The following is a 21,026-nucleotide window of genomic DNA, read 5'->3' as shown; positions in this document are numbered from 1 at the left end:
ATTATGCCTGATCAGTTAGAATATATTGTTGATAAAGCCGTTTGCCATTGCGATAAAGGCGCTGCTCCTAATTTTTTTAAGGGGCTGGCCAATCAGAATGTTAAAATAAATGGTTGTATGGCCTGTACCAAGGCTGATAAAATTCCCATTACCAATATACCTTCTTTTGGGGTTTGCAGTGTTACCGGGTCTGCCTGTATGCCGGCACCCGTTGATTGGACAGATACTTATAGGGTAAAAATAAAAGGGAAAGAAACGCTACTTTTCAAATCCAAACTACCCTGTAGCATAGGAGGTAAAATCGAATTCGTGACGAGTGGGCAGATTCCCATCAGCGAAGAGGAACTGGCTAAAATGACCGATGAGCACAGCGAAAAAGAAGAAGATGAAGGCTGGGGCTGGTGGGATACGGCAGAATTGATCCCTGTGGTGGGTAGTATTATCGGCATCGTACGCTCGGCAGCAAAAGGCAACTGGTGGATGGTTGCCGCCAATGTTGGTTTTTTAGCGCTCGATATTGCCGGTGTGGTTAGTTTTGGCGCGACAACTGCAGCTTCTACGGCAGCAAAAGGTGGGTTAAAGGCAGGCTTAAAAGTTGCCGGTAAAGCCGCATTAGAGGCCGCCGGAAAAGTATTGACGAAGGAAGGTGCAAAAACATTGGCAGAGGCAGCAGCCAAGCATGTAGATGATATTGCTGCTTTAGTCGGCAAGTGTGTTACATCGTGTTTTACTGGCGAAACACTTGTTCATACTGATAAAGGCAAAATTCCAATTATGGATATAAAAATTGGAGATAATGTATATAGCTATGATGAAGATAAGAATATAATAATATTGCGTAAGGTTATAGCTTTGTTTAGCAATGAGGTTGAAGAAATATTAGAATTAGAAACCTCTGCAGAAATGATAAGGACTACAAGGACACATCCTTTTTATGTAAATGGAGAATACAAGGATGCTGAACAAATTGCAATAGGAGAATCATTGTTCGTGAAGAATGGAAAGAGTGTACCAGTAATTTCAATAAATTATGTAGTCGAAATCACAAAAGTTTATACATTTGAAGTAGAAGAACATCATTGCTATTTTGTAGGAGAATTAGGTATTTTAGTTTTAAATTCCTGTTACACAAAAGTTTTTTTTGAAGCTTTCCCTCATTTAAAAGGAATAGTTTCGCAAGTACATCATGCAATACCTCAAAAAGTATTTACAAAATGGCCAGAATTATTTGATAAAGCAATAAAAAATAGTTTAGAAAATTTAAGAGGAATTCCTAAAGATGGTGCTTCTGCACTGCACCAAGGAGCAATACACAAAGAATGGAATAAGTTTTATACTGCTTTTGAAAAATCCGGACTAAAACCTACAAAAGAGGAGGTTGAGGCAATGGTAAAAAAAATAGATGATACTTTTGGACATTTATTTAATCCACCTAAATAATAAACAAGATGAAATATCAAAAAATAGTACCAGAAATAATGATGGATTTGGGTGAGCATACAGTTTTTGACGACCCCCATGCTGTACATCAAAAGATTATTCATCTTCACATCAACTTAGAAAATTGGTTGGGTGATGACATACTGTGGAATTTACCTGAAACAATTGTGACAGAGAGATTAAAAAAAGCATTAGAACACGAAAAGTATACAGGTTTTACTTTTGATGAAATGGAAGTTACTAAGGATGTTTATTTCGATGATAATTACCATCTTAATAAATCATTGCCAAAGTTTTATTGGATGAAAGTTAATGGCAAAGAAGATATAGATGATGTTTTTTTAAAAGATTATGAATTATTTATGTCTGATAGGTTTTTAGAATATCTAAAAATAAATTTTAGTATAGAAAATTTAGAAATTAATCCTACAAGAAATGAGTTTGATGATTTTATAGATAAAATGATTTCTGATCGTAAGAAAGGCACAAAGGAGGGAAATCCAAATGATGACTCTAGTAAGCCCGATGATAACCCGTGGTTACCTCCGGATTGGGATAAAAATTAAAAAAAGCAACTTTATGAGTTGCTTTTTTGTTTTAACGGAACTTAATAATATTCAGGGTGCATATGATTTGAAAGTTTTTTCATCAAAAATCGTGGAGCCTGAAAATGTACAGCTTGAATTAGAAAGAACGCTTTAATAAAAAATAATGGTCAGCTAAATGAAGTTGACCTTGGAGAAAAATTTGGTCTTGACGAAAATGAAACCAGAGAAATAATTGTACAACTTCTATCCGAACATAAAATTGAATATAAAGAAGATAGAGCTTGTAATTACTGTCTTATGAACATCCGGGAAATGAAAAATAAACGCAGGTAACATTTATATAAGCGTCATGCGGGCTGATTGGCTAAAATTGAGTATTTTGGCTTTCAGTAAGTTAGTGACGGAAAGTAAATCGTTTCGAAATCCCGTACTACGCTTATACTTTGCCGTTAGTGGCAATGCTACAAAACGAAACGAATGGACGAAATAATTCAAAAATTAGACAAATATCTATCAATATTAAGACCTGAATATTATCGGGAACTTAACGAACCTTTGGACGACTCTCAATTAGACAAATTGGAAGAATATTACAAAATTGAAATTCCAAAAGATCTACGAATTCTGTACAAATGGAAAAACGGACAAAAACCGAATTGTTATGAAGCTTTTGTAAACAATTCTATGTTTATTCCTTTACATCAGGCACTTTACGACGCTTCTGAGCTTACCACAATGATCGGGTTTGACTTTGAAATTGAAAATTGGTGGAATGAAAACTGGATCCCGATTTTTCAGAACGGAGGTGGCGACAGTACTTGCTACGACCTACAAGGAATTTTTACTGAAAATAGAGGACAGTTAATAGAATTTTGGCACGCAGATAATGACAGAAATGTTATTGCACCGGCACTTGAGACTTTTTTTGAAAAAATAATCGGCTTTTATGAAACAATACAAAGAGAAGAATTTGACGAATATTTTAAAATTGGAGGAATTGACAATTATCCGAAAAAATTTATTGTAGAGTAGGTGCTATTGCCCAGCTAGGATAAAAAGCAAATAAAATTGATAGAATTAAGACGCAAATTTGAGTTATTTATCCACTACGTATCCCAATTGACAGATATAAATAAAGGAGAGAAATTGTATAGAGATAATATAAATAGTGCATGGCAAAAAGTACATTAAGTAACGAGGCAATTAAGGAGTTATTAATTTCCGAAAAAAAGGCAGATGTAAGAAAAGGTGTGAAATTAGTTTTAAATAATACACTAATTAATTTTGCCGATGATGTTTTTGATATTCTGAGAAGGTATCTTAAAGATGAGAAAATGTGGGAGGTGAATTATGATATTATCAGACTTCTAGGACAAGCCAGATATGAAAAGGTAATACCTATTCTTGACGAAATTTGTAATCAAAATGAAGATCATGATATGGTAACAAGTGCTGCTGCTACTGCATTATGCAGAATAAAGAGAGCGAATATACATGATGTTCAAGAAGTTCAACGCTTATTGACTTTTGGTAATTTTGCTGTAGTCGATGGCGCACTGCGGTCCATGGGAATGGATAAAGTTATGCCAAGTGAAAATAAGATTGGAGAAATAATTAATTCTGTCAAGGAATTTGAGCCTAAGATTGAAAAGGGTTATGCAGATATCAGAGAAGGGCTTGCGGTTGCTAGTGCGGGCTGGACAAAAAATGAGTTAGTTAAGAACTTTTTAGATGATTGTTTGAAATCCGGAGATAGTGCATTAGCAAAATTAGCTAAAAGCTCAATTAATAGTAAATATGCTCAAATCGACTAACGGAGTTTTTTAATATTTGAGCGCTAAGGGTTACGCCTTTATTTGAGTATAAACCACTATCAATTGATGAAAATGACCAAAGCATGAAAGAAATACTTGAATTTTTAGGCGTCGATAAAAGAGTCTGGAGTTGCTAACTTTGTTAGGACAAAACTCTTATACTTTTTGTCTTTAAGAGTATGAAAAAGATCAGAAAAAATCAGGCGGTATCTTTAAGTGAGTAGCGAGGCAATGTATCCTTAGTAGCATGAGTGTTAAATCGACTTAAAATATCTCGAAAGCTTTATAAACTTTCCTAAAGTCAAACATACCCGAAGACATGCTCAAAGCACCAAAACTAAAAGCTGACCCAGTATGTAAAACCAACAGAAAGCCTTCCAGAAAAGCCAAAGAAGATTACAAAGACAAGTCGCGGGATTAAGCGTTAGCATCTTAAACATCAAAATTGATGATCCGGCTTTCGAAATTTCATGGAGCATTTGTTTACAAGAAAGTTGTAAATTCAGGATTTTGAATTCTAAAATTTATGATATGGCTTTTTTATATTGGTACGGGTTAAAAACCCATACCAGCGCAGCGTTTTAGACAACGACTGATTAATGTTAAACAGTATTTATTATGCAAGAAACCGTTTCTGTAGATGATGCTATTAAAAAAGGTATTTATATAGTAAACCTGCCGGCACTATTGATCTTTATGATCGGGCTAACCGCTTCTTTTGCTATGGCCTTTTTATTTTTCCGGCCCTATGAAATGATAGCCGGATTGATTGTTAGTTATGTATTGGCGACGGCTTACCGTGCAATTATGGCCGCTAAATGGCGCATCTGGGCGTTTGATAAGGTGCGTAACGTGCATGAATTGCATGAGCGTGCACTGACAGAGAAACTTATACATCTAACAAACAGGCCTGGTTTCGGCATTATCAATTACAATTCGCAAAAGCAAAAAGCACAATGGCAGCAACTTCAGGAAAAGTTTCAACAGCCGGATATATTTATTGATGACCAGTCGGTGACTGCTGAAACCATTATAAGGTATTCCGTATTCAGATACGTGATCTGGACTCTACTATTTTTATTAATGACAATATTGGGCATCTACTTATGTACCCTTGGGCGGGTTATATCTTACCTTACTGGTATTCCTCTTATAATTACCGGCGCAGTGAATACTTACATTAAAATCAAAAACATGTTTAACCGGGCGCCTCAAATCGTCATGAATAAAGATGGCCTCCGCACCGCAGACACACCTTTTTATAGATGGAACGAGATAGCTAACGAAAAGACAATCAGAGAAGGAACCGGAAAATACGCCACGTACTATCTGTATTATGATCATCCAAAGGGAAGCAATAAATTTCACCTCAATGATTTGGAGGTGAACTTTATCCGGTTACAAAGATTATTACGGCTGTATCGCGGCCGGAATGATCAGCGTAAGCTTTGATGTTGGGAGATAGTATTGTTAGAAATTTATAAAAAATAATTTCCGGTAAAGGTCAAGCCTGTTTCTATGGCGACGGAAATGGAAGTGGCTATTAAAGGTAAAACTGATGTGAGTGTAGAAAGTACAACAGCATGAGTTAAGGGAAGTACTGAAACCAAAATTGATGGTGCCGATGTTAAAATGAGCGGAACTGCCACAATAAGAATCAATTCTAATGATACTGATATAACCTAAAAATTATGCCTGATCAGTTAGAATATATTGTTGATAGAGCCGTTTGCCATTGCGATAAAACAGTACCTTTAACTATCATTTTTTTATCTATAATTATTCAAAATCCGCTTCAATGTCATCAGTATTAGGGTTATAAATATCAAAATACAACCGTTCAATCTGCAAGTCTCTATTATTTCTTAAATACCTTTCTATTACCTTCCGCAAAACTGCCGATTTTGCAAATTCTTGCAAATAGAACTTGGTTGGGTACAGCCCAAGCCACATTATTTTAAATTTGCTGTAATCGTAACCATTAATATCGATTAGCCAATCGTAATAATCTCCGAAACCTTCCATTTTTTTTGAGCTAATTTCTTTAGGATTTAAGCCAGACTTGAAACATAAGTTAAAAAACATATCAAAGAATGAATATTCATTATCTTGCGGACCATAAAAGGTGTTTTTAAATGAGTACTTAGTTGGATTGGGGTAGGTCGCATCTATAAATTTTGGCAAGAATTCAGAGTGCAAAAAAGGCAATGTTCCAGTTATTGCAGCATAATAATAATGATAAACATCAAACTTGATGCGAAGCTGCGTAGTAATGCGTTTTTCTATTTCCTCTTTAAGAGGCTGACTTGCTATCGGATGAAAAAAAGCCAAAGTATTAAAATGATGGAATTCATTCCTTTCTCCCTCAAATGCAAAAGCAAATAATAGCTTACGTTCTGCAGTGGAAAGAGTGATGGTAACTTTCCTAGTTTTTAATTCTGCCGTGAAAATCCCAATGCGTTTTTCAAGATACATGTCTTTATATTGCAAGAAAAACTTAACGAGATTCGTCAGAAGTGCTATAGACAACTGCCTTCGTTTACTGCTAAAAAAGCTATTGACCTGGCTATATGAGTCTGGGCCTGGTAATTCCGCCTTGGCATAGCAATCCATAATCAGCTTGCTTATTCTTTCGACTTGCTTATCAGTCATTTCAATCATTGCTGCTAAGCAGAGACAATTGGCAAAAATCCCAGGGTATGGATTGCGCCAAATGGACCCCTCATCGGGCGAATATACTTTATAGGCGTCGGCAACCAGATGATGGTTTACCAGCAAGTTACTGATCATATCAAAGAACTTCCCGTCATTTTCTTTATAAGGGATTGATTTGAAAAGATATTTATTGAAATAGCGCCAAGTCACTTTGTGTTCTCCATCGAAGATCAAGCGTTCTATGTGATAGTCATTAAATTCAGAAATTACGCTACTATTAGTTTCTCTAAGCGCTAGTGCTATAAATATGCCTTCTGTGAACTCATCCATTTGCAGGCTATACTCACCAAAGCGGTCATAAACAATCCTATTTCCACTAATAAAAGAGTTCAGTTGTGCAAAACCATTAAGCAATTGGTCATAAGAGTGTGTGTTGAAGATTCCACCTCCAATAAAACTCTGATATTCATGCCGCAGTTTTGACAAAGCAGTCTGCACTTCATAGGCGCTGTCAGAATAAAAGCTAGCCTCTTTAATATAATTGAACAGCTTTCGATGATGGCTTCTGTTCCGCGCAGAATACACAGCTCTGTCTAAATTAATATCCATTAGAGTTTTTCCTTGTTCAACGGTTTCATGATCGTAATAATTGTTTTTTATTAATCTACCGAGCTTGATGAGGTTGAACTGAGTAATCAGAAACAAGGTCTTTTTGTTTTCCTTGGTTGCTTGTTTACCAATTTTGCGGAAGGATTCCGCACTTTTCAAATAATTACCCAGTTCATAGTGCATATAGGCGGTTTTCATCTGGTCATCAAGAGATTTGTCTTTTGGTTTACACAATTGTTCAATCGCCTTTGGAATATCCAGTCTGTTATAGCAACAGGCCACACAACTACAGTTACCATGTGTCAAATAAAGTGTCGAAACCTCTTTTCTTGTCTTTTGTGAAATAATGGCATAAACATGGTTTTGTGTAAGCTTTGAAAGTATAGCAATTACTTTATTTTCGTAATCATCTACACCATCTATGTAACTAGAATCGGTAAAATTTATTGAACCATCAGTTTGGACCCTGAAAGTGTCTAGCATCTTTACAAGTTCGTCATTTTCGCAGTATAGTTTGAACTGCTGATAAAAAGAGGCTTGCCTTTCTTTAAGTGTAAATGGATAGTATTGGCTCATTATATGCAGTGGAAGATATTGAACTTCCTCAAACAGGTAGTCCAATAACCTGAACAGTTGTTCCAATAGCGGCTTGCTGCGATCTACTTGGAAGTCTGTATCAACAGTCAGAGTATTTTCATTTGCTTCAGATACTTTAAAAAACTGCAATGTCTTTGAATCTTCTGAATCCTTGACAAACTTTACGAAAGTGTTTGGACCCAGTATATTTTTTGGATCTATAAAAATCTGAATAAAATTACTATTTTTTGCTATTGATTCATGAAGACGCTCTTCCAGGGAATAGTCTAGCTGAATCGCATACCAATAAACGGTCTGTGTTGAATTATCACAAAGGAGAAACAATAGCGGCCAAGGCATTTCTTGTTGGTAATATCGGATGTGCCTGTTATCTATCTTAAAAGAAATCATTCCCTTATTAATAGTGGTTTTCAGAGGCACTACAGGTTGGTCCGTTGCCTTTACCTGTAATTTAAACATATCCAGTGTATTCTCCCCAGGCTTACCGATGAGTTCAATTTGAAAATCCACTCCGCGATCTTTCTGATGCTCTTCCGAGGTTTTGTTGATCTTCAGATCTTGATATTTCACCCTAATGCTTTCTAGCACATTGTCCAGTAGAATATTTCCTGATTCCTGTATTTCTTCCGAAGTTCTAGAAGTATGTTGTTGTTGAGCCTTTGTCATCTTGTCTTGAGCGTTGCGATTAAACAAATTTAAGCATTAATCGAGTTTACATGCAGTCATAATTATAGATTAATATTAGCGCATGTTATTAAATTTAAATAGAGTAGAATCGTAAAAAAAATACCCAAAAAAAGGAAAGCTCCATCAGTGGAGCTTTCCTTTTTTAAGCAATTATAACAGAACAGCGACCACAAAAGTGACTGCGGAAGTTAAGAGAAACATTACCGCATTTAATTAAGATGCACAGCCTCATTGCTAGCTTCGGTGTCTAGGTCAATAAATAGATGAACTAAAAATGCACTAACAAGAGAAAGTGCGTATTCCCGTTCGATTGGTAACATATCTGCTTTTAGAACTTCATCAATGTACTGTTCAGGATTCCATTTTTGTCTTACTAATTCAGGATGCTTAGGGTTCATCGTTCGAATCAAGTCCTCGAACTTCTCGTTTGCTGCTTCAATAAATTCTTTACGATCTGCTCCAACCAATGGTAGGGCAGAAATTTGCACATTAGCATCCATGTTCTTAGGTTTAGTTATTTCATCGTCATTCGGCGATCTTTCGTATCTGGTCAGACGGTAGTCGTAACTAGCACTATCATGGCCATCCACATCACTATAAACCTTTTTGAAAATGTCAAGTTTATCCTCGTCGCTCAATTCTACATCATTCTCATTTTCAATATCCATGATGTAATACTCCCACTCTTCATTTCTGATCTTGTGCATATTATCGAACAGCAGTTTAGCTAATTCCAGTCCTTCCGGCGAAGCCTTCAGCATTTCCGTCCATTTTTTAAATCCGACCAATTTGGCGATGATATGCTGCGCATTCATTAGGGTGAAATCGTCCTCATCGATATCGAAGTCGGTAACCAGCGCGTCCACATCGAAAAACTTTGGAGCATATCCATAAAGCTTGCGGCTTAACAATGGATCAAAATAAGATTTTTGGGTTTTAAAATCTTTGTGAAGATTTTTTGCTTGGAGTTTAAAGTACTCAATAGTTATCATAATACATTCCTTTTGTTCCAGCTTAACTATCCTGAATTTTCGCGTTCGTAATCTTTGTTCGGATAATAAGCAGGTAGGTTTGCATTATTAAACTATTGGCTGATGAAATCTTTGCACGAACGGGCATGCTTGCCAACAAGCATACACAAATATAGTAAAATATCTTTAATAGTATTTTCAGATGCAAACTTTAGAGCCTTATGTATAGAAAATTTTTGACTACGATGCGTAGGTTTACCATCTTCTTTATATAGTAAACGAATTTTTTCAACATAACTTAAAATTATATAAGTAACCTTAGCCGACGCAAATCCTCACAATGTTTATCGGCTATTAATTTATCTATAATATAACAAGCATTGTTATTTAATCGCAAATATTGTGTCGTTACCAATTGTCAGTATTTTACTCTTCCAGCCTCAGGTGAAGGATAGGAAATTCTTGCTTCATGATCTCAGCGATTTCTTCAGCTTTCTTTCCCTTTTTAGATTTGCTGTAAGCGAGATGATCATAACCTGTATGGTCTTTAATCTTTTTCATTAGTTCAAGTTTTTGGCTATAGATTTCAAGGTCTGTTTTCTCTATATCTTGTTCCGCCTTTCTGACCTCCAAATGTTTTAAGCGCCTCTGAGATTCCAGATCAATCTTTCTACTCTCAATTTCCAGGTCTTTTAACTTTAGTTCATAACCCGACTTTTTGAAATCCAAAATCGTCTGAAAATAAGCTAGCAACGGTTTCAGGCTACCTAAGATCTGAATGATAAAGCTTCCTCTTTCAATGACTTCAATCTCATGAGCAAGACCTTCTGGCAAAACCTCTTCCATTTCATTCATCAAAGAAAGAAATGTAGACACTTGGCTGACCGTCCAACGGTCAAGCGTTACTCTAATATTTAGCTTAGCCTGCCCCTGCTGGAGACCTTGGCCACCTTCTGCAGGTGGAAGGAAAAATCCTGTTTGGGTTCTGAATTTTTCAGGGATTCGGCCATAGGCAGACAAAATCTCTCCAATGGCCTCATAGTTGCCGGCATGTCCGGCATCTGCTGCGAGCCGCCTGAATAATTCTTTTACATCAAGACTTAACAGGTTCGCATTTATCTGAGGAAAGGATTCCAGATGCTGAAGTACTAATGCCAATTCTTTTAAATTATCTGGGTTGTTAACTTTAAGCAACCTTTCAACCGTTTTTCCATAAAAATCAACCGGTCGCTGCTTAAAGTTATTCCATATTCTAAAATTCTTGGGAATTATCGTGTTAATAAATACTGTGCCATTAAAATCGCAAAGGATTGGTGGTCCAGTAAGCTTGAAGTCATGAGTAATGGTATTGAAATGGCAATCTATAAATGAGGAATCGTATAAGGTAGACTTTGAAAATCTAGATTCGATAAACTGGCACTTCACGAAAGATGCCCTGCTAATGGAAACCTGAGTGAATATATTGTTATAAAAGCGGGAAGCAGAGATACTGCAAGTTTCTGAAAATATTCCGCCGCTAAACTCACAACTATCCAGGTCACAGTCGATAAAAACAGATTCATCCGCTATATTGATCTCATTAAATCCACCATCCAGAATACGACATGATGAAAAGCGGCTTTCTTGAAAAGTTACATCTGTGAAAACACACTTTTCCAATTCACAATTCTCAAAAACACATTTGGTCATTACTGCACGTTCAAAATCGCAGTCTGAAAACCCACAATTTATGAACTTCACGTCATAAAAATCAATATTAGAAAAGGTTCCGGCTGCAAAATGCTTATTTTTAAATAGTATTTTTTTGAGTTCCACCTCATCCCAGTAAACGTCTGTCAGATCATCTTCCGTGAGTTTATTTATTGCTCTTTTTAGTTGCCCGTTGCTGGTATGTTGCCCGCAAAAGTGACTATATGATAGGGATTCACGTTCGCAACCTGGGGAAGAGCAGTTAGGTTTAGCCATTTGATAATGATAGGTTAATGTATAGCTGCTGACACCGCAACTCTTTCGCGACGAAAGTTATTAAAAATACTTGATTTAGTTGAATCATTATGAATTGGAAATTTATTATACCTGACTGTTATCAATTGAAAATTTTATCCCGTATAGTCTCTAACGAATTATTTAAAGTTCCTTGCTGCTGGAAAGAGCTCCGCCTGTATTACAAGTTGAGCCTTGCCCCAGCTTGGGTTTTGCAAAGAAAGCTGTAAAGTATATTTAATTAGAATGATACCACAACAATATTGATTTATGTAGTTTATAAACTGAAAAGCTCATTATTTTTGGCTCTATACGAAATATAGAGTGTCACTGGTATTTTGCAATCTTTCAAATAATCTGTCATTATCCTAAGCGATACTTCTGGAGCTAATCCTCCGTTCGACGCACCAAGCAACGGAAATGCAATTGACTGAATTCCCCGATCTAAATAAGTCTCCATGAATTTATCTAATCCTTTTTCTAAAAAATATTCATTACTTGGCTGGCGCCAATGATATTTTGTAGGAAAATTCAAAACCCATTTGTGAGGCATTTTATATATCCAGAGCTTTCCAATGTCTAATAATCCACCCCTGCAAATTCGCTGATACTCGATAAACATAACTGGGTACCTTTTCTTATATTCAAGAGCAAGCCCTTTCCCCATTACCCCAACACAATTGACGGTATTAACAAGGGTTTGGGCATTACTTTCAAAAATATTTCCTGACTCAATAATTTCCATTGTTACGATAGAAGCTGTATCGTTTCAAACAGTTCTATAAATTTTGGTTCGTATTCTGCATTAAAAAGCAGACGGCTTCCATCTTCTGAGATTGTTAACGAACTGTCTTCACCAAGCAAAAATAACCTTTTTTGTAGTGATGTATAACCCGCAGCATCACATTGATAATAAATAATCAATGACCCTGCAAAATCTCCAAGCGCAATTTGGAGTTTCTCTTGCATTTCTAAGACTTCTTTGCTGGCATCACTTACATTAAATTCTTCTGTAGTATTCAGGAATCTTCCGATCGGATCGGCATCAATTATCGTTTTCATAAATTCATAGGAATTTTCACTAATCGGTAATATCTTCCTGTTTCTTTCCAATATTTCAAGCGTTCTAACATGCTGAAGCTTTCTGTTTCCTTCTGCAACAGCAACAGGTTTTCCAATATCATGCAGTGCAAGGCAAAGGAGATATTCTTTTTCTATTGGGAAAAATTTTTGCTTCCCTTTAAAATATTGCAGATAATTGCATATTACCTTTCGGGTATGCTGCTCCAAGTTTAGACCATCGGGGCCGCCCAGTTCTCTGCCGAACCAATATGAAAACTCAGGTTGTAGCTTTAAAGCATAAAACAGACCATCAATGTCATCTTCTTGTGACCCCATCCACTCTTCAAGTCCTCTCATTGCAAATGACAGATCAAAACCATACTCCTCGGTATTTGTATGAATAAGCCATACCCTGCCTTTGTAGCTATAGAATATTTTATACTTAGTACCTCTTAAACAGCTTTGAAATAAAATATTCTTTTCTCCAAAGGTGGTAATCCAATTGTTGTTGTTAAATTGGCCTCTTACCGTTCCTTCTATTGCTTCCCACTCATCAAGTGCGGAATGTTGTAGGATGAACGAACCATTATGTGGCATCGTCAGAGAAGCCCGAACAGAGTCTGGTTGTGCGTCGATCTCAACTTTCGCATTCAGTCCATTGTAATAAGTTGGATCGACCAGGATTTTCGAGCAAAATTCTGTAGCTAGTTCTCCGAGCATAGCCAAAAGACTCTCTTTGGCAGTCTCATCCTGAACTACAAGATGAAAGTTGCATGCCGTTAAATCCAACTTCTCTTTTATCAAAAACTCCTGGTGTGATGCGATTCTGAATCTCTGCCATTCTATCTCTGGCATATTTTTGTAAACACCTTCGAAATCAAACTTTGAGAGCGTTTCAATATCCCTTCCAAATTCTGTCTGTTTGGAAGCAAGAGATCCAACACTTACGTTCCAATCCTGCTGCATAGCCTCTCTAAGTGGGATAACGAAAAATATTGGCACTGGACAAACTGGATCGCTGCTTATTTTTTTTACTGATTCTTCCCCCCTTCCGAGATTTTCAATATAAAACTGAGTTGGCGTTTTAGATCTGAAATAGAACCTTGCAAATTCTTTTCGGTTTTCATCAGTTTGGGCGATGATCCCTGATCCAGCGCTGTCCAAGAAAATTGCGTCACGTCTACTCTTGATCGCGCCTTCACGAATGATCGATACTGCATTGTCCAAATGGCTAAAATGATATACCATTGGATCAGTGCCACCATTAAACTGCTCAAGCCCCTTTATCAAAAACTCTGCTGGATTGTCACCATACACTTCTTTTAAAGCCCCATTACGTTCAACGCTTTCGTTCCATTGCTTTTGATAATCCGCCTTTGGCTTATGGCCAAAGTCATGGTCAAAATCTGTAGAAGTTTCTCCATCTATTTCCGGTCCGGATTGTTCATATAGGTTAGCTGTAATCGCTTGCTCTACAGGTGGCTGTTCCATTCCTTCCTCGTTAAAATAGTCACTTATTTCCTGAATGTTTGAGCGAAGAAGAAGCGATAGCTCTTTTTCAGATTTTTTTAATCCAAAAATCTCACAAAGCCTATCAGTAAGGGTGTACATTACTTTCGGTGAATTCCAAGGTCTAGAAACATAAAGGATATTCTCATGAAAATGAATTGGTACCTTTCGACGAAGATCGGCACCATATACGATAAAAATCTCTGATGCTTCTTTAAACTGTAGACTTTTAAACTTAGAATCAAGTTCAAAATACATCTGTTCATAACCGTCCTGCCTTTCTTTTTCCATCCATTTTGCCCAAAAGGGAATTATAGATTCCAGTTTAGCCTGCAGAGAAGAAATACCAAGATCGGTTGAAGTTTCTATAGTAAACTGGTCCTGCCTCAATATTTCAACTCCCAAAATACCCAACAGGTTGCCGAGATCGGCATGACGCTTTGCTTCTAGATCCAAATAGATAAACCTGTATGTTCCTCCAAAAATCGCATTATCCCCGTCCGGATAATGTTTTAGACTTCCTGTATTGGTATAATCTCCCTTTGTATCGAACAGGTTCGCCGCTTCGGCCCAAAGCCTTACTTTCTCTACTGTTTCCCCGCTCCAAGAAGAATATGCATCCAGCAAATATTTGTATATAGTACTTATCCTGACTTTATTACCTGTCCCTGGATCCTGAGAAATCTTTTCCAAAAGCAAAAGGTAATCGTTAAGTTCCAAACGCGGCCTAAAGCCAAAAAATGCCCGCCAATCTGCATTAAGTTCCGGCCCGTCAAACACCGGCAGGTATCCATCACAGAGTTTCAAGGTCTCGGGATCATTAAGAAAGATATTTTGCGCAGAAAGGCAGGTTACCGTAGTTGTAGGTATGCAGGCCACTTCTGAAACGTACCATTTCAAGTAGTTTTCAATCTCGTTACCATTAATCCAGGCTCCCCTTTCAGTCTTTCCACTATAACCAATTGCAGGAGCTGAAATAGCATCTACAAAGATAAATTCAACAACGTCCTTCCAAAATATTTTTGCAAACCCAACGCTTCTTTCTGTATATGGGAGCAGAGTAAGTGTTGAAATGTTCTTCATCTGTTCCGTTTTGTAGTCGTTCCTCAACCAGTTATAGGTATGCTCTTTTCGGTCGATAAAAGCCTGCTTGATTCCAGATGCTACAAGATCTGATACCCAAAGCCTTTTTTCATATACTACGACATCTATTCCTTCATTGACTCCAAGTGCAAGAAAAAATGCTTTCCATTTGGCAGCATTTGCCCCTTCTGGCATGTAAGACCTGTCAATGTAAATGTCTTCGGCAAATACCTGTTCAAGTGCAAGCCGTGGCTTATATCCCGAGGAAAGGAAACTGTCCTTAGCAGGAATTAGCCTTCCTTCTGTCGTCAGTACCCTCAATTCTCTTAACTCGGCAAACATTTCAGCTGTAACTTGACCATCTAAATAAAGGTTAAAGATCTTTCGTGTTTCCAATATTGCATTCTCCGGTTTAATGTATGTCTTAACATTCGGAATCACAGTTTTCGCAAGGAATGTAAAATCAGATTTCTCCACAACGCCCAAGCTTTCAATCCAAGTCTTGATTTCGGGAGCCATGTCGAGCCATTCCTGCAAACCGGGATTAATAAAAGAAAGCTCGCTTTCATCGTCATAGGTTTCTCCGGTAGCTGGAAAAAAAACTTCCTTGGGTGATTTTAGCTCGTTTCTATGGTTGAGAATGAATGACCATGACTTTAAGATATCATTGGTTACTTCCTTGATTTCAGGATTGTTGGCTAAATCTTTTAAATGGCTGATAAACTGCCTATTCTTTTCAAGAGTATGTGAAGTTGCAAATGTAGGTAACGCTAAAACATAGGGAACTTCTGCCCATACAAATGACGCAGTACCAGCCTTTTTCAGCTTTAGTTTATGGCCGATTTCCTTAAAAAAAGGAGCTTCTGCTATATTGGGACGAATACCATTCCCCGATACAGAAGTTATTATATGCTGCCCGTCAAAAAACACCTGCCTTGAAAGACCAGTAAAATCTATGATGGCCTGGTCTCTTTTTAATAACACATCTTTACTGTTAACAACAAATGGAATTTCAATTAAAGCCTTGTCTAGACTCGTATTGTAAAAGCCTCCCAGTTGCGTCGTGTAGCCGAGTCTTTCCGGTAGGATATTATAGGCATCATATTTTTTGTCAGCCACCATCGCAGCTACCCACTTAAGAAGCTCATAAGGAATGCTCGAGAAAAGCCATTCATTGAATGCTGACTCTTGATGAAGATTTTCCCTGCTAGCAAGAGTATAAAACGCTGCGTTGACAAGCACAGGAATATTGTAGTTTTTCTCTTCGGTTGGCAGGTAGGCATAAAGAAGACGTTCCGATGCATCAAGTTTTGTCAACCTCCCCTCGCTTATTTTGGCAGCAAAAGTAATGTCTACCCTTGTCGTTGCCTTAAGCTTTTCAGGCACATTACTGTCCTCAGCAAGTTTTCTCCTGGTAACTTCAGGTACTTCAAGTGTAACCAAATGCTTTTGCCAGCGTGCCTTCTCTTCGCCATTTACTTTTAAGACAGTATGACCTTCTTCACTCTCGATAATTTCGATATTGGTACTGCTATCAGTCTCAAATAAAAGAGATGTTATGTTTTTAAGGAACAAGTACATATTTGCATTGGAGGCAAGCTCTTTTATTCCTTCTTTGATCTCGGTATTGTTATTTAGTTCAATGATCGTTGCTACCTTCCACCCACCGGAAACAAGAAAGTGATCGATTTCGGGGTCTACATCAGTAATTTCTGTATAAATAGGAATGATCTGCCAAGGCATTTCAAACTCTAGTCCTTCATTGCTTTCCCACGCTTCCCGGCTCTCACCCCAATCATCCTTCCATTCATGCTCGTAGCTGGCATCGAAGCGAAAATATTCCCCTTCTGAAAAAACAGTTACTTTTTTCGACTGTCCGAATACAGACTTGAACCCGATTCCCTTAAAACCTGTTTTGTCAGGTGCGTTTTTCTTCGTACCATCATCAACTCCAGTAATCCCTCGGACATCGCGTTCATCAAATGGTTTGCCGGTATGTGCTACGACCAATACATCTCCAAAGAGCTTTATAGTCAGTTTGACCTTTGCGTGTTCGACCGATGAGTCATCGGCATTCTGGATCAGCTCGTAGATAAACCGTTTGGAATCCCTGTACAGGTCTGAGGAGAGATATTTCAGGGACTTTGCCTGGTAGACAAGCTGATGAGCCTGTGAATAGTTTGTATTGCCTTCAAACCTGAGTTTTACTGCGTTAATTAGTGACATAAATTGAGTTGGTTATTAGATCGTTTTTTAAAGGGCGCCGATGGGCATGTTTAATTATGTAATATTTTAATGGACTCCGGCAACGTTGCGCCAATACGCCCAGCTACCTGCTTAAATTCGTCCATTTTCCCAGTGTTCGAAGAAAACAGGTTTGCCAGTTGATCCCTTACAAAAAACGAAACAAAGTCTTCTTTTTCCAGTTCTTCACAGAGAAGAGCAACAGTTTCGTCCTTTAATGGATATTTTTCGACATAAGTTATATATAACCTTACGTTGGAATTCATAAATTTCCAATACGACCACTGCGCTTTGCTATGCGTTACAAAGAGATGTTCAAAAAGGGCTTCTCCAAACCCATGTACCTCCAGAACATTATGATCGTCGTTATTTTCAGGATATCGTTCATAAAAAACCATTCTCTGGCAAGCTTCATTGATGTCATCTTGCGGAATGAGATTATTTCGGAGCATCGACGCAAAAACTGCTAGGCCGTTGCTCATATTATTAAGTTTTTTCTGCCAGAAATTCCTTGTTTCTTCCTTCGAAAATCCAAGATGCTGAAAAAAGTGCGGTTCCTTATTCAAAAAGCCCTTTGTTAAACCGTTGTCCGTCTTGATATATGCAATCAACGAATCGGTAAGAATGGAACTGTTAAGCTTAAAAATCTTCTTGATCAAAGAAATTTCAATTGTGTAATCAAAAAGATCGGTTATTGCATCGAACAATTCTTTCCAAAAATCCGGAAGTTCTCCCTTTGACACAGCATTGCTGATTTCCATGATAAGTGGTGTGACGTCTTGTGTTGCGGATGTGTAAGACCTATCATAGTGCCGTTTAAATTTGTTGAGTAGAGTAGCCTTCCCACCCTCAATAGTGATCTTTTGAAGGTTGGATTCCAAGAAAGCCCATAAGCCATCCACATGAGAAATATTGATCTCATTGTCTTTATTGTGCGCGCAATCGTTTCGGCGATCTTTCCAGTACCTTATCTGGTTTCGGAGGCTGTCATTTATAGGAAAGAACGGGGGGCCAGCTTTTGGGCCTTGTGATATTTCCTGCCGCATTACGGCATTAAAAGCTGCTGCTTCCCAAAGATCTTCATTCTGTAATTCTCTTATGGCATCTATCCATAGTTGCTGGGGAAAGCCAGAAGGCATCTCGGCTTCCATGATCCTGTCTTTTAAAACAACGACAAAACCCAGGTAGCCCATTAAGAGCGATGCGGGATATACCTGTGCCTTATAGCATTCGATTGAAGATTTGAAAAGTGCTAACGCATTGTCTGAATAATGGTTCTTTTCGATCCATGTCTCAAATTTGAGTTTCATTGTGAGGTTAATTTAGTTTTGACGTCGAATTTACAAAAAATATACCTTTCCGGCTTTAAATATTCATTTCAATGAAAGTGGTTCTTCCGCCATCTGATGGTTGGCTTAATCTTACCAAAATTGGATGGTTGCTAACTTTTTTAGGACACAATTCTTATTCTCTTTAACTTTAAGACTATGAAAAAGATCAGAAAATTCAGGCGGTATTTTTAAGTTATTAGCGAGGCAATGTAATCTTAGTAGCTCCAGAATTGGGGTTTATAAAGAAAGTTTAGTCAATTGGAACCAGCTTCACAAATAATGTAAACCAACGAAAGAAAACAAATTTCCTCTTATCCCAATAAGAGAAGAGCTGCTGAGACTTCGAAAGGAACTTGAAGAAACAAAGCTAGAGCATGACATATAAAGGCGGTTGGCACCTTCTCCAAGAGAGAGTTATGTAATGCTTCGGAACATCTACTTTTTTTTGACGAAATGTTTGGCGGGAAGTAGTGTATATATTATCACAAATGTCGTCTCTTTCATTTTAAGATCTCTTGGAACCACAAATTCAGATATAAACTGCCTGTTTTACCCCTTAAAAATTATACTTACTTTGTTTTGTGTAAGTTAGATGAATTAGAGAGCTAATTTGTCGTTTCTTTGCGATGGTTTGGGATGTTATCATGTTTTAGTTCCCTATTTCTTCCTTATTTTGATTAACTAATTAATAATCAAATAGCTTGAAGTTCTGTATCAATTACTTTCGGTATACATTTCAGCATATAATTCGTCTCATGAGCTGGCTGAAAATCCTTAAAGTGAAACACTGAGTTTCCTGCGATTTTGAATTTCACCAATTTATGTTTTGTCAGCATTTGTTTTGCCTAAATACCTGATATGTTGTATCTTTGATCAGGCTAATTTAGGTTTGTGCAAAGCAGTCCCCGATTTGTCCCCTATATTCATTAAAGCATTGAATATAAACGAGCTTCAGTTTTTGTATCGGCAAATAATCCCTGAAAACAACCACTAATTTCGACAACTTACGACAATCAAAAACCTGATTGTTAATAAGTTATGTTAATATTTTCAATTGAATTTATTGGAAGTTTACCACTATTTTTCGCATTTTTGTTGCTCGGGCGACTCAAATTTTTCCCAAAAAAATCATGGGTGAAATTATGTCGCTTATCGACACTTAACGACACTAAAAAACATTAAACAGTACTAATAGCCCACTATTTTAAGGGGAAATTACCACCGATGTTTAGGCGTCTAAATTCCTGTCGACTTGTAGCAGATGCAGCAAAAAGTATGAAATGAGTAGCAATATAACAGTTGAGCGAATCTGCGAACACTGCGGTAAGACATTCTTGGCAAAAACTACGGTCACTAAGTACTGCAGCCTGAACTGTAACAGGAGGCACTACAAACAAAAAATCCGTAATCTAAAGATTTCTGCCAGCAATGAACAGACGCTTAGTACCCGTACAAAAGCGATTAATGACCAGCCCGCAGAGTTCCTTACTGTGAAACAGGCTGCGCGCCTGCTTCATTGTAGTGAGAGGATAATTTATCAGCAGATCAACAATGGCAGGATCAAAGCAATCCAGCTCAGCGAGCGGAAAACACTGATCAAAAGAAAGCATCTGGATAAGGCATTTAAACAGGTCGATTTTCAGCCAATCCAGCCTGCTGAAAGAACTAAAAACCCTGCGCTGGTTTACTGCATAAGTATGACTGATGCCCAACAGCATTTTGGTATATCAGAAAAAGCACTTTATGACCTGATCAAACGGAATGATCTTGAAGTATTCTCTAACGGAAAGTTCAGCTATGTACTCCGATCAGCATTGAACCAAATATTTTATAAAAGTTAATAAGTTATGGGAAGCGTTACACTGAGAAGGAAAAATCTTATTAGCGGAAGGCAAAGCCTTTATTTAGACTATTATCCACAAACAGAGTTGGAAAAAAATCATAATCGTGAAACACTGGCGCTAGCTGAGTTTGAAAGATCTACAAGACAGCTCGATATTCAGAACCGAAGGTTCAATTTCCTATCTGACGAAAAAAGAAATGGCAATTTTGTAGATTTTTTTGAAGAAATGAAAAAAAAGAGGTCAGGTACCAATTCTTTTAACTGGAAAATGTCTGTTGAATATTTTAAAGACTTTGCAGGCGATAAAGTGCCCCTTTCATCTCTAAATGAGACGTTTTGTGAAGAATATTCTGCCTATCTTCTGACCTCTCCTAGTGTTGGACGTACCAATCGAAAGATAAAAACCAATACAGCAGTGAGTTATTTTGCAAAATTTAAAACAACTTTAAAACAAGCCTACAAGAAAGGTAGTAAGTCTTTTATCCTTTGTAGTCTGAATCAAAAATTCCAACCAGTTAATTGTATCATTTTTTTTCATTTTCAAATAGTTTTTTTTTCAATCCTCAAAATTATAATAATATGATCCTAAAACTTTCTTAAACCTGACCTTTCCCGTAATTCTGAGGCTTTGTAGGGTACCAGGGGACATA

13 protein-coding genes are annotated in these 21,026 nt (G+C 37.3%); 7 read left to right on the top strand and 6 right to left on the bottom strand.

The annotated features are described in order from the left end of the window. The first annotated feature begins 3 nt into the window (after positions 1 to 3). The 5 genes from BCL90_RS25085 to BCL90_RS25060 all read left to right on the top strand — a co-directional run bounded on the left by BCL90_RS25085 (position 4) and on the right by BCL90_RS25060 (position 5,254). A complete protein-coding gene (locus BCL90_RS25085; protein ID WP_121288052.1) occupies positions 4 to 1,440 on the top strand; it encodes a polymorphic toxin-type HINT domain-containing protein in 1,437 nt (478 codons plus the stop codon). A gap of 8 nt (positions 1,441 to 1,448) precedes the next feature. Then, positions 1,449 to 2,006, top strand: a complete 558-nt coding sequence (locus tag BCL90_RS25080) for a hypothetical protein (RefSeq protein ID WP_121288051.1) — start codon at positions 1,449 to 1,451, stop codon at positions 2,004 to 2,006. A 459-nt stretch (positions 2,007 to 2,465) separates the two neighbouring features. Further along, the gene (locus BCL90_RS25070) at positions 2,466 to 3,020 is read left to right on the top strand and encodes an SMI1/KNR4 family protein (RefSeq protein WP_121288050.1); all 555 of its coding nucleotides are present in this window, start codon (positions 2,466 to 2,468) and stop codon (positions 3,018 to 3,020) included. Positions 3,021 to 3,160: 140 nt separating this feature from the next. After that, entirely contained in the window at positions 3,161 to 3,802 is a 642-nt protein-coding gene (locus BCL90_RS25065) for a HEAT repeat domain-containing protein (protein ID WP_121288049.1), read from the top strand. A gap of 618 nt (positions 3,803 to 4,420) precedes the next feature. After that, positions 4,421 to 5,254 carry a hypothetical protein gene (locus BCL90_RS25060; protein WP_121288048.1) on the top strand — a complete coding sequence of 278 codons (834 nt, stop codon included), beginning with the start codon at positions 4,421 to 4,423 and terminating at the stop codon, positions 5,252 to 5,254. A gap of 327 nt (positions 5,255 to 5,581) precedes the next feature. On the opposite strand, the gene BCL90_RS25055 is transcribed toward BCL90_RS25060, so the two are convergent. The 6 genes from BCL90_RS25055 to BCL90_RS25030 all read right to left on the bottom strand — a co-directional run bounded on the left by BCL90_RS25055 (position 5,582) and on the right by BCL90_RS25030 (position 18,512). Continuing rightward, entirely contained in the window at positions 5,582 to 8,356 is a 2,775-nt protein-coding gene (locus BCL90_RS25055; protein WP_134380700.1) for a DUF4365 domain-containing protein, read from the bottom strand. Positions 8,357 to 8,559: 203 nt separating this feature from the next. Beyond that, a complete protein-coding gene (locus tag BCL90_RS25050) occupies positions 8,560 to 9,342 on the bottom strand; it encodes a hypothetical protein (RefSeq protein ID WP_121288046.1) in 783 nt (260 codons plus the stop codon). Positions 9,343 to 9,747: 405 nt separating this feature from the next. Further along, a complete protein-coding gene (locus tag BCL90_RS25045; RefSeq protein ID WP_121288045.1) occupies positions 9,748 to 11,286 on the bottom strand; it encodes a pentapeptide repeat-containing protein in 1,539 nt (512 codons plus the stop codon). A gap of 295 nt (positions 11,287 to 11,581) precedes the next feature. Continuing rightward, positions 11,582 to 12,049, bottom strand: a complete 468-nt coding sequence (locus tag BCL90_RS25040; RefSeq protein WP_121288044.1) for a macro domain-containing protein — start codon at positions 12,047 to 12,049, stop codon at positions 11,582 to 11,584. Positions 12,050 to 12,051: 2 nt separating this feature from the next. Further along, positions 12,052 to 17,184, bottom strand: a complete 5,133-nt coding sequence (locus tag BCL90_RS25035) for a DarT ssDNA thymidine ADP-ribosyltransferase family protein (RefSeq protein WP_121288043.1) — start codon at positions 17,182 to 17,184, stop codon at positions 12,052 to 12,054. Positions 17,185 to 17,234: 50 nt separating this feature from the next. After that, positions 17,235 to 18,512, bottom strand: a complete 1,278-nt coding sequence (locus BCL90_RS25030) for a hypothetical protein (protein WP_121288042.1) — start codon at positions 18,510 to 18,512, stop codon at positions 17,235 to 17,237. 1,301 nt (positions 18,513 to 19,813) lie between these two features. Here BCL90_RS25030 and BCL90_RS25025 point away from each other — a divergent pair. Next, positions 19,814 to 20,374 carry a helix-turn-helix domain-containing protein gene (locus BCL90_RS25025; RefSeq protein ID WP_121288041.1) on the top strand — a complete coding sequence of 187 codons (561 nt, stop codon included), beginning with the start codon at positions 19,814 to 19,816 and terminating at the stop codon, positions 20,372 to 20,374. A gap of 6 nt (positions 20,375 to 20,380) precedes the next feature. After that, positions 20,381 to 20,959 (top strand): phage integrase SAM-like domain-containing protein, encoded by a 579-nt coding sequence (locus tag BCL90_RS25020; RefSeq protein WP_121288040.1) that lies wholly within the window; start codon positions 20,381 to 20,383, stop codon positions 20,957 to 20,959. The last annotated feature ends 67 nt before the right edge of the window (positions 20,960 to 21,026 follow it).

Source organism: Pedobacter alluvionis (genome assembly GCF_003664035.1).
GTDB classification, from domain to species: Bacteria; Bacteroidota; Bacteroidia; order Sphingobacteriales; family Sphingobacteriaceae; genus Pedobacter; species Pedobacter alluvionis.
The sequence above is the reverse complement of the archived record's forward strand: the minus strand, read 5'-3'. Positions and strand labels throughout refer to the sequence as shown.

What these genes read in the sequence shown, in the direction of transcription:
- BCL90_RS25080 (WP_121288051.1), top strand. Translation starts at nt 1,449, where the DNA reads ATGAAATATCAAAAAATAGTACCAGAAATAATGATGGATTTGGGTGAG.
- BCL90_RS25065 (WP_121288049.1), top strand. Translation starts at nt 3,161, where the DNA reads ATGGCAAAAAGTACATTAAGTAACGAGGCAATTAAGGAGTTATTAATT.
- BCL90_RS25085 (WP_121288052.1), top strand. Translation starts at nt 4, where the DNA reads ATGCCTGATCAGTTAGAATATATTGTTGATAAAGCCGTTTGCCATTGC.
- BCL90_RS25050 (WP_121288046.1), bottom strand. Translation starts at nt 9,342, where the DNA reads ATGATAACTATTGAGTACTTTAAACTCCAAGCAAAAAATCTTCACAAA.
- BCL90_RS25035 (WP_121288043.1), bottom strand. Translation starts at nt 17,184, where the DNA reads ATGTCACTAATTAACGCAGTAAAACTCAGGTTTGAAGGCAATACAAAC.
- BCL90_RS25030 (WP_121288042.1), bottom strand. Translation starts at nt 18,512, where the DNA reads ATGAAACTCAAATTTGAGACATGGATCGAAAAGAACCATTATTCAGAC.
- BCL90_RS25070 (WP_121288050.1), top strand. Translation starts at nt 2,466, where the DNA reads ATGGACGAAATAATTCAAAAATTAGACAAATATCTATCAATATTAAGA.
- BCL90_RS25025 (WP_121288041.1), top strand. Translation starts at nt 19,814, where the DNA reads ATGAGTAGCAATATAACAGTTGAGCGAATCTGCGAACACTGCGGTAAG.
- BCL90_RS25040 (WP_121288044.1), bottom strand. Translation starts at nt 12,049, where the DNA reads ATGGAAATTATTGAGTCAGGAAATATTTTTGAAAGTAATGCCCAAACC.
- BCL90_RS25060 (WP_121288048.1), top strand. Translation starts at nt 4,421, where the DNA reads ATGCAAGAAACCGTTTCTGTAGATGATGCTATTAAAAAAGGTATTTAT.
- BCL90_RS25045 (WP_121288045.1), bottom strand. Translation starts at nt 11,286, where the DNA reads ATGGCTAAACCTAACTGCTCTTCCCCAGGTTGCGAACGTGAATCCCTA.
- BCL90_RS25020 (WP_121288040.1), top strand. Translation starts at nt 20,381, where the DNA reads ATGGGAAGCGTTACACTGAGAAGGAAAAATCTTATTAGCGGAAGGCAA.